General features: G+C 56.4%; 10 protein-coding genes and 1 tRNA gene. 6 read left to right on the top strand and 5 right to left on the bottom strand.

Annotated elements, in window-relative coordinates; genetic code table 11:
• From ACE3RX_RS11370 to ACE3RX_RS11355, 4 genes are all read left to right on the top strand, one after another.
• On the top strand, positions 1-1,119 hold a 1,119-nt coding region (locus ACE3RX_RS11370), incomplete at its 5' end, for a class I SAM-dependent DNA methyltransferase (protein WP_374483452.1).
• Positions 1,116-2,450 (top strand): hypothetical protein, encoded by a 1,335-nt coding sequence (locus tag ACE3RX_RS11365; RefSeq protein ID WP_374483449.1) that lies wholly within the window; start codon positions 1,116-1,118, stop codon positions 2,448-2,450. The genes ACE3RX_RS11370 and ACE3RX_RS11365, both read left to right, overlap by 4 nt.
• On the top strand, positions 2,447-3,277 hold the full coding sequence (locus tag ACE3RX_RS11360) for a DUF3883 domain-containing protein (protein WP_374483447.1): 831 nt from the start codon (positions 2,447-2,449) through the stop codon (positions 3,275-3,277). Before ACE3RX_RS11365 ends, ACE3RX_RS11360 begins: the two co-directional genes overlap by 4 nt.
• On the top strand, positions 3,274-6,390 hold the full coding sequence (locus tag ACE3RX_RS11355) for a type I restriction endonuclease subunit R (protein WP_374483444.1): 3,117 nt from the start codon (positions 3,274-3,276) through the stop codon (positions 6,388-6,390). Before ACE3RX_RS11360 ends, ACE3RX_RS11355 begins: the two co-directional genes overlap by 4 nt.
• A 158-nt stretch (positions 6,391-6,548) precedes the next feature.
• Here the strand turns inward: ACE3RX_RS11355 and ACE3RX_RS11350 are convergent, their stop codons facing one another.
• A complete protein-coding gene (locus tag ACE3RX_RS11350; RefSeq protein WP_374483441.1) occupies positions 6,549-7,613 on the bottom strand; it encodes a hypothetical protein in 1,065 nt (354 codons plus the stop codon).
• 1,074 nt (positions 7,614-8,687) lie between these two features.
• Here ACE3RX_RS11350 and ACE3RX_RS11345 point away from each other — a divergent pair.
• Complete coding sequence (locus ACE3RX_RS11345) at positions 8,688-8,966, top strand: H-NS family nucleoid-associated regulatory protein (RefSeq protein WP_374483439.1); 279 nt, start codon at positions 8,688-8,690, stop codon at positions 8,964-8,966.
• A 294-nt stretch (positions 8,967-9,260) separates the two neighbouring features.
• On the opposite strand, the gene ACE3RX_RS11340 is transcribed toward ACE3RX_RS11345, so the two are convergent.
• The 3 genes from ACE3RX_RS11340 to ACE3RX_RS11330 all read right to left on the bottom strand — a co-directional run bounded on the left by ACE3RX_RS11340 (position 9,261) and on the right by ACE3RX_RS11330 (position 12,676).
• Complete coding sequence (locus ACE3RX_RS11340; RefSeq protein ID WP_374483436.1) at positions 9,261-11,177, bottom strand: DUF6538 domain-containing protein; 1,917 nt, start codon at positions 11,175-11,177, stop codon at positions 9,261-9,263.
• Positions 11,178-11,307: 130 nt separating this feature from the next.
• A tRNA-Ser gene (locus ACE3RX_RS11335) sits at positions 11,308-11,401 on the bottom strand.
• 45 nt (positions 11,402-11,446) lie between these two features.
• The gene (locus tag ACE3RX_RS11330; protein WP_374483434.1) at positions 11,447-12,676 is read right to left on the bottom strand and encodes an aspartate kinase; all 1,230 of its coding nucleotides are present in this window, start codon (positions 12,674-12,676) and stop codon (positions 11,447-11,449) included.
• 265 nt (positions 12,677-12,941) lie between these two features.
• On the opposite strand from ACE3RX_RS11330, the gene ACE3RX_RS11325 reads away from it, so the two are divergent.
• Complete coding sequence (locus ACE3RX_RS11325; protein ID WP_374483431.1) at positions 12,942-13,244, top strand: helix-turn-helix domain-containing protein; 303 nt, start codon at positions 12,942-12,944, stop codon at positions 13,242-13,244.
• Between the two features lie 13 nt (positions 13,245-13,257).
• On the opposite strand, the gene ACE3RX_RS11320 is transcribed toward ACE3RX_RS11325, so the two are convergent.
• Positions 13,258-14,109: a radical SAM protein gene (locus ACE3RX_RS11320; RefSeq protein ID WP_374483429.1), complete on the bottom strand. Its 852-nt coding sequence runs from the start codon at positions 14,107-14,109 to the stop codon at positions 13,258-13,260.
• Positions 14,110-14,167: the final 58 nt, after the last annotated feature.

Raw genomic sequence — 14,167 nt, 5'->3', positions numbered from 1 at the left:
CTCAACGACGAGTCCTACGCCATCTGCAAGGCGGACATGCTCATCAAGGGGCAGGACGTGCGCAACATCGTCGTCGGCAATACCTTGTCCGACGACGGCCACGCCAGCACCAAGTTCGACTACATGCTCTCCAACCCGCCCTTCGGCGTGGAGTGGAAGAAGGTCGAAAAGGAAGTCCGCAAGGAAGCGGCCGAAAAGGGTTTCGATGGCCGCTTCGGTCCAGGCCTGCCGCGGGTGTCGGACGGCTCAATGCTGTTCCTGCTGCACCTCATCAGCAAGATGCGCCCGGCCGTCGATGGCGGCAGCCGCATCGGTATCGTCCTCAACGGCTCGCCGCTGTTTACCGGCGGCGCCGGCAGCGGTGAATCGGAAATCCGCCGCTACGTGCTGGAGAACGACCTGGTCGAGGCCATCATCGGCCTGCCGACCGACATGTTCTACAACACCGGCATCAGTACCTACATCTGGATTCTGTCCAATAAGAAGCCCGACGAGCGCAAAGGCTGGGTGCAACTCATCGACGCCAGCAGCTTCTGGCAAAAGATGAGGAAGAGCCTCGGCAGCAAGCGCAAGGAACTCTCCGAGCAGCACATCGCCGACATCACTCGTCTGTTTGGTGACCTCGTCGAAGCCGAGCAGGCGGTCGTGCTCGACTCGGCGGGCAAGGAAGTCGGCCGGCAGATACTGCTCTTCGGCGATGCGGAGCCGATGCCGCCCAAAGGCGGCAAGGTCAAGCGCGTGCCCGTCTCGCGCGTTTTCAAGAACGAGGAGTTTGGCTACACGACCCTCACCGTCGAGCGCCCGCTACGGGATGAAGCCGGGAAGGTCGTACTGGGCGAGCGCGGCAAGCAGAAGGGCAAGCCCCAACCGGACAGCGCATTGCGCGACACCGAGAACGTGCCGCTAACCGAGGATATTGAGGCCTACTTCCAGCGCGAAGTCCTGCCCCACGCGCCGGATGCCTGGATTGACCACGAGAAATCCAAGGTCGGATACGAAATTCCGTTCAACCGGCACTTCTATGTCTTTGAGCCACCGCGCAGCTTGCATGAGATAGATGCGGAACTGAAGGCGGTTGCAACCAACATCACGCGGATGCTGGAAGGGTTGGCGGAATGAGTTTGCCGAAATACCCGAAATGCAAACCTAGCGGGGTCGAATGGTTGGGACAAATCCCTGTGCATTGGACGGTTGCTCAAAGCCGGCGGATGTTCAAAGTCAGAAGCGAGCCAGCACATGTCGATGACCAAATGCTTACGGCGTCGCAGAAGTATGGGGTATTGCCTCAGGCAGAGTTCATCCTTCGAGAAGGGCGACGAGTCGTTGAGGTCATTCAGGGCTTAGATAGCCTGAAGCATGTGGAGCCTGATGACTTCATTATCAGTATGCGCAGCTTCCAAGGGGGTATTGAATGGTGCCGTATCCGAGGTTCAACAAGCTTTCACTATGTGATGCTGACCCCGGTGAAATGGGTCTGGCCTGCGTTCTTTGCTCATCTACTGAAGTCAGTGCCTTACATACAAGCCTTACGCCGGACCACTGACCTGATTCGGGATGGACAAGAACTTCGCTTTTCGAATTTTGCACAGGTGTCCCTACCGGTAATACCTATCGAGGAGCAGAAGGAAATTGCGTCCTTCCTAGATAGAGAAACTGCCAAGATTGACGCCCTGATTGCCGAGCAGGAAAAGCTCCTGACCCTGCTGGCCGAGAAGCGCCAGGCCACCATCTCCCACGCCGTCACCAAGGGCCTGAACCCGGACGTGCCGATGAAGGATTCCGGGGTGGCGTGGCTGGGGGAGGTGCCACGGCATTGGGTGCTAACACCGCTAGCACGTATATCCCTTGAACGATGTGATGGCCCATTTGGCTCAGGTATCAAGTCAGAGCATTACACCGATAAAGGTGCGCTTGTTGTTCGGTTGCAGAATATCCGTGCAGGCCTATTCAATATGGGCGAGCCTGTATTCCTTGATGAGAGCTACTTCCTGGAAGAGCTTCGCGGCCATGAAGTAAAGGAAGGCGACCTGTTGGTGGCTGGCCTTGGCGATGACAACAACTTGTTGGGCCGCGCGTGCGTTGCGCCGGCAGGTCTTGGCTTGGCGTTGGTTAAAGCCGACTGCTTTAGATTTCGTCTCGATACGAAACGAGCCGTACCAGAGTTTGTTGCGTGGCAACTCTCCGCAGGAGCAGCCCATGACTCCGGCATTCTTTCAACAGGAACTACCCGGTCTCGAATTCCATTGAGCATCATGTCGTCGAGGAAACTCGCTTTACCTTCTGCAGAGGAACAAGTAGTTATTGCTGCATTTATTGCTAGAGAAAATGCCAAGCTCGACTCGCTCAAAGCCGAATCCGAGCGCGCCATCGCCCTATTGAAGGAGCGCCGTTCAGCCCTCATCGCCGCCGCGGTTACCGGCCGAATCGACGTAACAGGGATAACGAAATGACGACCTATGCTTTCTTGGTCAAGAATGACACGCTCGAAGACATCAGCTATCGAACGGACTACCCCGAAGAGGTCATTCACCCCCGAACCGTCTTCAAAGACGGTATCCTTTGCGTGTATTGCCAGAAAGAACACGTACCGCTGGATGACTTCATACGGAGACTCGCCGCAAACGAATCTGGCTTGTGGGTCACCGGCTACCGAGCTAACGGAAGACAGTCCACAATTACGTTCTCCAAACGCGAGCGCCTCATCATCTCTTCGCGACTCCGCAAGCTGCTTGAGGAAATTCAATCTGCGCCTGTGCTTGATGCGCCAATCAGTGATTCTGTTGAAGAAAGAACTTCCTCCGCCACTGGTCCTGAAAAAAGTGGCGATATAAGTCTAACGCTCGAAGAGCTTCAAAAGCGATTGGTCAGACAAGCAGCCATCGGCGAACTCGGAGAGCAGGCCGCCATGCGGCACGAGCATCTCCGCTTGTACGACCGTCTTTGCCCGAATCCCACGGCCTACATTACTCAAGTTTCCAAATCCGATGTCGGAGCTAGCTTTGACATCAAGTCGGAGTTTCAAGAGGAAGTTCGATTCATCGAAGTCAAGTCATCTACCAGCAGGGAGAACTCCTTCTTTATTTCAGAAAATGAAAGAGAAACACTTAAAAAACTGGGGGATGATGCGTACATCTATCTGGTAATGGTCGATGAAAGTAACCCCACCCAATCACGAGTTATTAAAGAACTACGCAACCCATTTGGTGATGATTTACGCTTGGCACTGCAACCGACCGCATACCTAGCAAAACTAGAAGATGAGTCGGCCGACGCATGAACAACCTGCACCAGGAAGCTCACTTCGAATCCGCCATCTGCGAACACCTCGGCCAGCATGGCTGGTTTTACGCCGACGGGGATGCCACCCACTACGACCGGCAGAGTGCCTTGTTCCTGCCTGACCTGCTGACCTGGGTCGAGGCAACCCAGCCCGACAGCTGGCAGCAACTGTCCAAGACCCATGGCACCGGCCTGCCCAAGGTGCTGGCCGAACGGGTGCGCAAGTGCCTCAACGAACAGGGCACACTTGAGGTGCTGCGTCGCGGTGTGGAGATGGTCGGGCTGAAAAAGCCTCTTTCGCTGGTGCAGTTTAAGCCCGCGCTGGGGATGAACCCAGCCATCCAGCAGGCCTATGCCGCCAACCGGCTGCGGGTCGTGCGGCAGGTTCATCACTCGCTCAACAACCCAAAGGACGCGGTGGACCTGGTGCTGTTCGTGAACGGTATCGCGGTGGCCACTGCCGAACTGAAATCGGACTTCACCCAGAGCGTCGGCGACGCGGTGGACCAGTACCGCTTCGACCGCGACCCGACCCCGAAGGGCGGGCTCGTGGAGCCGCTGCTGACTTTTCCAGGCGGTGCGCTGGTGCATTTTGCGGTGAGCCAGTCCGAAGTGAGAATGAGCACCCGGCTCGCCGGTACGGCGACCACCTTTCTGCCCTTCAACCGCGGCAACGGCGGCGGTGCCGGCAACCCGCCCAACCCCTTCGGCTTCGCCACCTGGTACCTCTGGCAGGAAGTGTGGCAGCGGGATAGCTGGCTCGAAATCCTCGGCCGCTACCTCATCGGCAAGCGCAACGACAAGAAGCAACTCACCAGCGTCATCTTCCCCCGCTACCACCAGCTCGACGCCACCCGCAAACTCGTTGCTGACGTGCTGGAGCATAGCGCTGGCGAGCGTTACCTGATTCAACACTCTGCCGGCTCCGGCAAGACCAACTCCATCGCCTGGACGGCCCACTTCCTCGCCGACCTGCACGATGCCCAGCACAACAAGCAGTTCGACAGCGTGCTGGTGGTGTCCGACCGTAATGTGCTCGATGCCCAGCTCCAGGAGGCCATTTTCGACTTCCAGCGCACCACGGGCGTGGTGGCAACCATCAGCGACGAGCACGGCAGCAAGAGCTCCCAGCTATCCCAGGCGCTCAAGGACGGCAAGAAGGTCATCGTCTGCACTATTCAGACCTTTCCCTTCGCGCTGAAGGCCGTGCAGGAACTGGCGGCGACCGAGGGCAAGCGCTTCGCGGTCATCGCCGACGAGGCCCACAGCTCCCAGACCGGCGAGGCGGCGGCCAAGCTCAAACAGGTGCTTTCAGCCGAGGAACTGGCTGAACTCCAGGACGGCGGCGAAATCGACACCGAAACGGTACTTGCTGCCCAGATGTCCGCCAAGGCTGCCCAGGACAAGGGGCTGACTTATATCGCCTTCACTGCGACGCCCAAACAAAAGACGCTGGAACTCTTCGGCCGCAAGGACGCCGACGGCCTGCCGCAGCCTTTCCACGTGTATTCGATGCGCCAGGCCATCGAGGAGGGCTTCATCCTCGACGTGCTGAAGAACTACACAACCTACAAGCTCGCCTTCAAGCTCGCCAACAACGGCAAGGAGTACGACGAGAAGGCGGTCGAGAAATCCGAGGCGCTGAAGGGCATCATGCAGTGGGTGCGCCTTCACCCCTACAACATCGCCCAGAAGGTTCAGGTGGTGGTGGAGCACTTCCGCGAAAACGTGCAGCAGCTCCTGGACGGCAAGGCGAAGGCGATGATTGTCGTGAGCAGCCGCAAGGAAGCGGTGCGCTGGAAGAAAGCCATCACCAGCTACATCCAGAAGCGGAGCTACCCCCTAGGCGTGCTGGTGGCGTTCTCCGGCGAAATCAATGACCCGGAGAGCTACCCGGAGCCCGTCAGCGAGCACAGCAAAGCGCTCAACCCCTGCCTCAAGGGGGACATCCGGGAAGCCTTCAAGGCACCCGACTATCATCTGCTGCTGGTGGCCAACAAGTTCCAGACCGGCTTCGACCAGCCCCTGCTGTGCGGCATGTACGTGGACAAACGACTGGCCGGCATCCAGGCGGTGCAGACCCTGTCGCGCCTGAACCGCGCCCATCCAGGCAAGGACACGACTTACATCCTCGACTTCGTGAATGACGCCGAAGAGGTGCTGGCCGCCTTCAAGACGTACTATGAAACTGCCCAGCTCGAAGCCAACACAGACCCCAATCTGGTCTTCGACCTGCGCGCCAAGTTGGACGCGTCGGGCCATTACGACAGCTTCGAGGTGGACCGCGTTACCGAGGTGGAGACGAACCCGAAGGGCACCCAAGCTCAGCTCAGCGCCGCGCTTGCCCCGGTGGCCGACCGGCTGCTGAAGCGCTACAAAGCACTCCAGGCCCAGAAGGCGGCCGCCGAGGCGGGCCAGGACACAGCCGCTGCCCAGACGGCGAAGGACGCGATGGACGTGCTCGTCCTCTTCAAGGGCGATATGGGCGCCTTCACGCGCCTGTATGCCTTCCTGTCGCAGATTTTCGACTATGGCAACACGGACATCGAAAAGCGCTTCATCTTCTACAAGCGCCTCATTCCGCTGCTCGACTTCGGCCGTGAGCGGGACACGGTGGACCTCTCCAAGGTCGTGCTGACCCACCACACGCTGAAGAACAAGGGCCAGCAGTCGCTGAACCTCGCGGCCGGCGACACGCCGAAACTCCCGCCGATGACCGAGACCGGTAGCGGCAGTGTCCAGGAGAAGGAAAAGGCCTACCTCGCCGAAATCATCGAGAAGGTGAATGGCCTCTTCGAAGGCGAACTGTCGGACAACGACCAGCTGGTCTATGTGAACGGCGTGCTGAAGGGCAAGCTGCTGGAGAACGAACTCCTGGTCCAGCAAGCGGCCACCAACAGCAAAGAGCAGTTCGCGAACTCACCGGACCTGGCCGACGCGCTAATGAACGCCATAATGGAGGCTTTCGAAGCACACACAACGATGAGCACCCAAGCGCTTGGGTCAGAGCGAGTAAGGGAGGGACTGAAAGAGACACTGCTGGGGCCGGCGCAGCTCTATGAGGCACTGCGCGCCCGCAGCGCCTCCCCACAAACACATCCAGCCAAATAGGGGAAGCCGTCGGTTTAAACGCTTCCCTCTCTTCACTCCTGCATTATGAAGAAACGAATCGCTCAAAATCCTCATAGGGCATTAAATGCCTAGTAGGTCAGCCTAGAGGGTTCTTACGAGCTTTTCCCGCTTAGGGATAGAGCAAGAACTCAGGTAAATCATTTCGACCCCCAACGTACCAAAGTTACCGTCAGCGACTCGTTGTCCAACTCAAAGCACCCCACTCGGCAGCCATCAGGGACATCGTCCTTTTGCAAGCGCGTAAGGGCATTCTTAAGGCGACGCTTGAACTCTGGCAAGGAACATACAACCCCACATAGCTCATACAAGTAACTCAAGGTCAGCGTATAGGGCTTTGCATGGGTGCTGTAAAAATTAGCCAGCCAAGATGCCAGCCCAGAGTAGTCGTGAGCCACCGACAAGTTGACTGCAGTCCACACGTTTAGCCCAAAGAGCTTCGCCATCGAAGCCCCAATGCGAAAAGCTACCACATCACTGCCTTTTGGGCTGCGTGTAGAGTTCTCGAGTCCATCTTCACCATCATCAAATGCCACTTCAAGTAGCCGCAGCTGTGGAATACCCCACCCATCAAAGCGGGCTCGCAATTGCGCTTTGTGCAGACGCTTCAAGCTGTTGCGAATCGCGATGTGCACGGTTGTCCCATAGGAACATCTGATGGACCGAGCGAGCTCCCAAAACGTCACTTTTATCCACTGTCCCTCCCCACCTTCAGGACAAAGTGGCACTCCAGCTCCATAATACTGAAGGCAAGCCGCCAAAACGCGCCGGTCGTAACAACCAAGCCTCGGGCCAGTAAAGGTCAGCTCATTTTTTTGCCCAAGGGACGCAATCGGCTCGTTCACTAGCTCCTCGCCTGCATTATTGTTTGCGGAAAAGAGCGCTGAACGCAGAAGAATATTTGGAAGCAAAACGGCCCCTTCGCGTCGTAAGGGAAGGTAGACGTCACGCCCCCGACGAACGGCCTGTCGACTACGCTCCCGGCTCACAGTCTGGTTCGTGGCGTCCTCAGCGAGAACAAGAACACCGCCCTCATTCGCCTTACGCTTACGCTCCTCGCTTGCTGCCAAAGATTCGAGTCTGTCGGCGCCCTTGTTCGCCCGAACCCTTATAGCATCGTCTGGACACAACAGAGCTCCTTCGCGGATAGCGGCAGCTTCTTCCCGGCACGACTTAACACCATCCACTTCATGCACCCTGGCCATAGAGCCTCCCTCTTGCCAGGCATGCACCTACGGATGAGCTCACGCCCCACCCCTCGTTAATACGACTACGCATAAGCAGCACAAGACCTCCTAAGTTGAACAAAACAGCCGGGGAGGTATAGGCGAAGCGTCGGTGCATGAACGGGTGCTGAATCTACAAAACGAAAACTGATGTCAAAACATGATTTACTTGACCTCAACACATGAAAAACTTGACCTTAAGACATTGACGACTTGACCTAGCCACATAAAATGCTTGACGTCAAAACATGAAGATGGAAGGTTTTGATTCGAAAAAGGCCTAGCAAACAACGGAGAGATAAAGAAGAGATTGAAAATGGGAGAGTGCCATAAACAATATCAAAAATAGTCTTTAAGCGTGATAGCCCCCTCGACACGACTACGCTCTCCTCCCTCGCCTCCGCTCTTACTAGGACTTCGCGCACACTCTGCCCGCGCTATACAGAATCCAGTTGCATTCACTGCGTCACGGAATTCGCTTCTCCGCTCAAACACAGTACTGCACGAACACAACGCAACGGCCGGCATACCGGCCGTCCTGGTGGGACATGGCATACCGCAGGAGACATCTCACGTCAGCTTCTGTACTTACCAACCAGCAGGGGCGTGTGCAGTAGCATAGGCTCGCTTCGCACCGCCATACAGCTCCGCAAAAGCGCAACGTAACGGTCGGCGTACCGGCCGTCCTGGTAAGAAATGACATACCAGATGCCACATCAAGCGTCAGACTCTGCTTTTCTGCCAACCAAATGTGGAGGCCTTGATGCCCTGCCTACCTTCACTGCCCCACCTAAGCAGCGAGGACTACGTGACACCATCACAGTTTCACACCATGAGGCTTAACCTTGAAGTAATTGAAACATCAAGGTACCGGTTAAGCCTAAGGCCCAAGGGCCACGCTTACTGAAAGATGGAATACAGCATCTTCAAGATTTGGATGAAAGCGCACAGTCTTCTCAATGCACTTAGGCCTGCTGGTTATAGCCATAATCTTTGACGCAGTAGCAATCAGCACATAGAATCCTATGTCACCTTTAACACGAACAAAGACCCATGACCTCTCTTGCTGAACTGATTGCACAAAAAGACGAACTCGAGCGCCGTATCGCTGACGTTCGAAAAGAAGAGCGCGCCAATGCACTTACACAGGCTCGTGCGCTTATCGAATCATTTGAACTGAGTGTAGATGAGCTGTTCGGCAAGAAGCAGAAGGCTGCCAAAGCCTCCCTGCCGGCGAAGTATCGCGACCCGGTCTCTGGAAAAACTTGGTCAGGGAAGGGGCGCGCTCCTCAGTGGCTGGAAGGCAAGAACAAAGAAGACTTTGCTATCTAGGTGCCGCACCCGTTCGAGTCAAGCCATCTTCGGACGTGTTGACTCGAACACACATACTCTGGGTGTCACACACACTTCGCTATCGAATGTTTTCAAGGTCTGACAACCCAGCCAGCCGCGCTCGAATAATCCTTACTGTTAGTGCAAGTACAAACACTGCACTCAAACACTAAGGTCTAGAGAGTGCCGCCAGACTTTCAATAAGCAAGTTCGCGGCCCGACATTGCTACTGCAACTGGAACCTTAACAAGTTCTGCTTGCGCCATTTTTTCAGGAGATAGGTTAGTTAGAGCTTCACAAGGTCAAACTAAAACGAGTTCGCTTTGAAGAAGCCCTAGCTTTCTCGACAATCCTTCTAGCAGCCGTACTCGATAGCTTGATGGGCGTAGGAATAGTTATCCTATAATCTAGCTGATTAAGGGTCGCTTGCTTGTACTCCAATGGCCAGACTATTTCTTCGTCCACATAGTTTTCACCCACCGGACTTTCAAGATTATCGTCTTTTCGCTTGCCGTCTGCACCATCTTGATGGTTAGTGGCATGGCCGCTTATACCCCACAGCACCAGTTCAGCCTTACGGCCATACGTCAGTAGCGTGTGCCGATATGCATGCGCCCCTCGCACTTTCCGCCCATCATCACGACTTTCGACATTAACATCATGCCTCTTAAGCCAACGGGTATGCCACTTTCCAGCGTTAGCACCGGCGTTTCCATTGTACGGTCGCCAAGCGGGAAACAGCTGCTGCGCACCGGCCGCCTGTAGTGCAGCTACGTATTGGTCAAAACCAAGTTCAATCAGCTTCTCATGGACCGGGATGAGACGTCGGCTGGAGTCATTCTTTACAGTTTTAATAATACCAGGTGCACTTTCCGACTCTTCCGTAATGTGAAGAATGAGAATATCAGAGACCCTCCGAATGTCACATTGCGGATTGAGCTGACAGATTTCGTTGATACGAGCGCCCGTATACAAGCACACCACCGGCAACCAGAACTTATGTAACTCGTCCATCTTCTGACTGGACTCCAAGAGACTCTTGCCCTCGAAGACAGTTTTCAACTCATTACGAGTAAAGGCGCGCTGCTTGTTCTGACCTGCTTTAACTTTTCCGGTATATCGAATGCCTCGCGTTGTCAGAGTTGCGGGAAAGCCCTCGTCCTGCCAAGTGAGCGTAGCCTCGTCAAGAAACAGTCGAAACGCTGCTACGTAGGTATCGTCAAAGGTCTTCGAACTAAGCTGAGCCGGGTGTTCCATTTCAGCCAGCTCGACAACCCCCACATTCAGCTTACGACACTCGTCGCTCCACCTTGGCGGAAGGTTATTCACTAAGTTGAAGAACCGTTTTATATCAAGCTGCCTCAGTTGGGTAATCGGCTTATCTCCCACGACAGTGAGAAACAACTTCAGAACCATCGACAGCTTGACCTTCATCGGCTTGCCACGCTTCCAATCATCCAGGACGGTCTGAATGATGTCCGACAGCTTTAGCACCCCTGTAGCGGGCGTCGCTACGGGACTCACGACAGAGGAAGAGCCCATGCTAGACGCTAGAACTTGCACTTCCGCCTCCCGACTACCGGCAACCTCCACTAAGTTTGGCAGCGGAGGAACAACGGGAAGCGGCAAATCATCCCCTTCGTCCCGAGCAGCAAGCAGCTTCGTACCCAACTGGACAGCTCTCGCGTATTCGATGGCCAGCTCCAGTTCGGCAGGCGTCCCATACAGGCTAGGTGCCAGTTCATATCCTGCGAGGTGGAGTAGCTGATGCATGGGCCCGAGAACCATGGAGAAATCACCGCTCACCAGTGCTTGCCGAAAGATGGAGGTGACTTCCGCAGACTGCTCCACGACCTCATCTTGCCCCATGCTCTCAAAGCACGAAGCCCTGCGCTGGACGTCAGCCGTATCGACAATAGAGAGCCAGAGCGACCTGAGCGCAGCCCGAAGCTCAGGCGTGACTTCTTCAATCAGCCGCTTTTGAAGCGACCGATTCGCCAAGGCCTGAGATTTTCGGTTGAGGGAGGCTCGAGCATCGTTGAAGAGCTTGTCGGTCTCTGCCGCGTAGCTCTTTGCCAGCGACAGGGCTGCGCTGCGGTCAGCTCCTAACGCCTTCTTGATTTCGGTCTTGCCGATGACCGCCTGAAGGTTTTTGGGGACCCCCTGGCGGAACAGGAACTGTCCACCACGCTTGGACACATACTGAGGCATCACGTCGTTCTCCGACACCTGAGACGCCCCCTTCTTCCGCACGCTTGTACCAGTCCTTTGTACCAACACAAAAAAATAAACCCCTTCAAATAGCCTAAGTTCAGCTTTTTAAAGGGGTTTACCAGTTTCTTGGCGGAGAGTGAGGGATTCGAACCCTCGATGCAAGTTTTAGCTCGCATGCTCCCTTAGCAGGGGAGTGCCTTCGACCTCTCGGCCAACTCTCCCGTCAAGAGCTGCGCATTGTAGACCTAACGCAGCGCTTTGTCAAATCAGGATTGCGCCTGATCTAGGCCGAACGCGCGGTGCAGCACGCGCACCGCCAGCTCGAGGTACTTCTCGTCGATGACAACGGAGATCTTGATCTCGGAGGTGGAGATCATCTGTAGGTTGATGCCCTCTTCGGCCAGCGTGCGGAACATGCGCGACGCAACGCCCGGGTGGGAGCGCATGCCGACGCCAACGATGGACACCTTGGCCATCGTGCGGTCACCCTTGATCTCGCGAGCACCAATGTGGCCCTGAACCTGTTCGAGGATCTTGATGGTCTTGTCAAAGTCGCCACGGCTGACCGTGAAGGAGAAATCCGTGGTGCCGTCGTGGCCAACATTCTGGATGATCATGTCCACATCGACATTGGCATCCGCCACCGGGCCAAGGATCTGGTAGGCGATGCCCGGCTTGTCCGGCACGCCCTGCACGGTGATCTTGGCTTCGTCGCGATTGAAAGCAATGCCGGAGATGATCGGCTGTTCCATGTTCTTGTCTTCCTCAACGGTAATCAGGGTGCCCTCACCTTCCTCCTGGAAGCTGGAGAGAACACGAAGCTTCACTTTGTACTTGCCGGCAAACTCCACGGAACGGATCTGCAGCACCTTGGAACCCAGGCTGGCCATTTCCAGCATTTCTTCGAAGGTGATGGTGTCCAGCTTGCGGGCTTCCGGCACGACGCGGGGGTCGGTGGTGTACACACCATCCACGTCGGTGTAAATCTGGCACTCGTCGGCCTGGATCGCGGCGGCCAGCGCAACGCCGGTGGTATCGGAACCGCCACGGCCCAGCGTGGTGATGTTACCGGCCTCGTCCACCCCCTGGAAACCGGCCACGACCACGACCGCGCCGGCATCCAGATCACGGCGGATGTTGTCGCCATCGATGTCGAGGATGCGCGCCTTGGTGTACGAGTCGTCGGTCAGGATGCGCACTTGGCCGCCGGTGTAGCTGCGGGCCTTGATTCCCTGTTCCTCGAGCGCCATGCACAGCAGGCCGATGGTGACCTGCTCGCCGGTGGAGATCACCACGTCGAGTTCGCGGGGGCTGGGATTGGCACTGACTTCCTTGGCCAGCGCAATCAGGCGATTGGTCTCGCCGCTCATCGCGGACAGGACGATCACCATCTTGTGCCCCTGGGCATGGAACTTCGCGACCCGCTTGGCCACGTTCTTGATCCGCTCGGGGTTGCCGACGGAAGTGCCGCCATACTTCTGAACTATGAGCGCCATCTTGACTTCTAAGAAGGTGAGGATATTAGAAACCCGTGATCTTAACGGATATCGCTGCCGTGCGCAGCCCTCTGAGTTTTTCCGTAACGATGTGTGCCATGTCACGAAAAACTGCTGTGGAAAACCCTAGTCCATGCAAATATGGCGTTGTATGTGTTACGAGTACTGATCTATACTTTCCGACATATAACGAAAGTTATATCAGACAGCAGCTAGTCTGTTGTTATGACTGACAGAGTGAACAACCCCTTGAGGATGGCAAAAAATGAAGACAAGCGAAAAAGTTGATGTGCGCGAAATCCGTCGTAAGCTCGGTTTGAACCAGTCCCAGTTCTGGTCCAAGATCGGCGTCACCCAGAGCGGTGGCTCCCGCTACGAAAGCGGCCGCAACATTCCGCGTCCGGTCCAGGCACTGCTCCGCCTAGTGCATATCGAACAAGTCGACATCAGCAAGATCAAGAAAGACGACGTCGAGGTCGTGGAATACCTGAAGTCCACCAACCCCGAGCTGTTCAAGACGCTAAAGAAGGAAGCCCGCGCCAAGAAGAAAGAGCGCGTCGCTCACTGAGCAGGTATGAGCCTCAAGGGCTGACTGCCACGGCCAGCCCTTTCTGCCTCAGCCTGCCGGCGATCGCTTCGAGTTCGTCGGCACTGAGCTGTTGAAGGTGAATTGCCTCAGGCTGAAAGGACTGACGGGCAAGGCCATATAGCAGCACTCCCTTCAGGGAAGCCAAGCCCGCCTGCTCCAGCAGCGTCAGATAACTGCCGACGAAACCCTCTGACGGCACCTCCCCGTCCCAACGGAACATGCACGTCTGCACCCAGGTCGGACACAGGGATGCGCAGAGCGCCAATCGTCGTGCGTGGGATTCAGGCCGGATGCTGACGCCGTTGATGCGTGCAATATCGGCTTGAGTACCGGCATCCAGTTTGAACCACACTTCTCCGCCCGCCTCTGCGAGCAGACACAGGCCCGCCTGAACGTCGGCTTTGTCCACCTGACTGCCATTGGTGATCAGACGGATGGGCACGTGCCCCAGACCGGCCGCGTCGCGAATCTCCACCACCAGCTTCACGATCCGGGAAAACGTCGCACAGCCCGTGGGCTCACCGTTCCCCGAGAACGCAATATCCCGTATTACCCGGGCGTCCTCCGGCACATGCTCGGCCATGAAACGGCCGTGAATGAGTTCGTGCAGAAAGCCTTCGAGCTCCCGTCCCAGCAATGCTTCGTCAATCACCGGCGCCGCACCGCGAACCAGGCCGGGAACCTGGCAATAGGCGCAATGCCAGTTGCAGGCATTGTTCGGGTTCAGGTTGATCCCCACCGACACGCCCCGCGCCCGCCTGGACACGACCGGGTAGACGTAGGTCATGTCGATGTAGCTGCGGTTATGGTCGGTCACGGTCAGCATCTGCTGCCTGGTGTTCATGGCACTATCCGGCTCCAAAAACGAGGCGCGTATAATACGGGACCTTTTTTGTTTACCC

This window comes from Zoogloea sp. (assembly GCF_041914405.1).
GTDB lineage: Bacteria > Pseudomonadota > Gammaproteobacteria > Burkholderiales > Rhodocyclaceae > Zoogloea.
The sequence above is the reverse complement of the archived record's forward strand: the minus strand, read 5'-3'. Positions and strand labels throughout refer to the sequence as shown.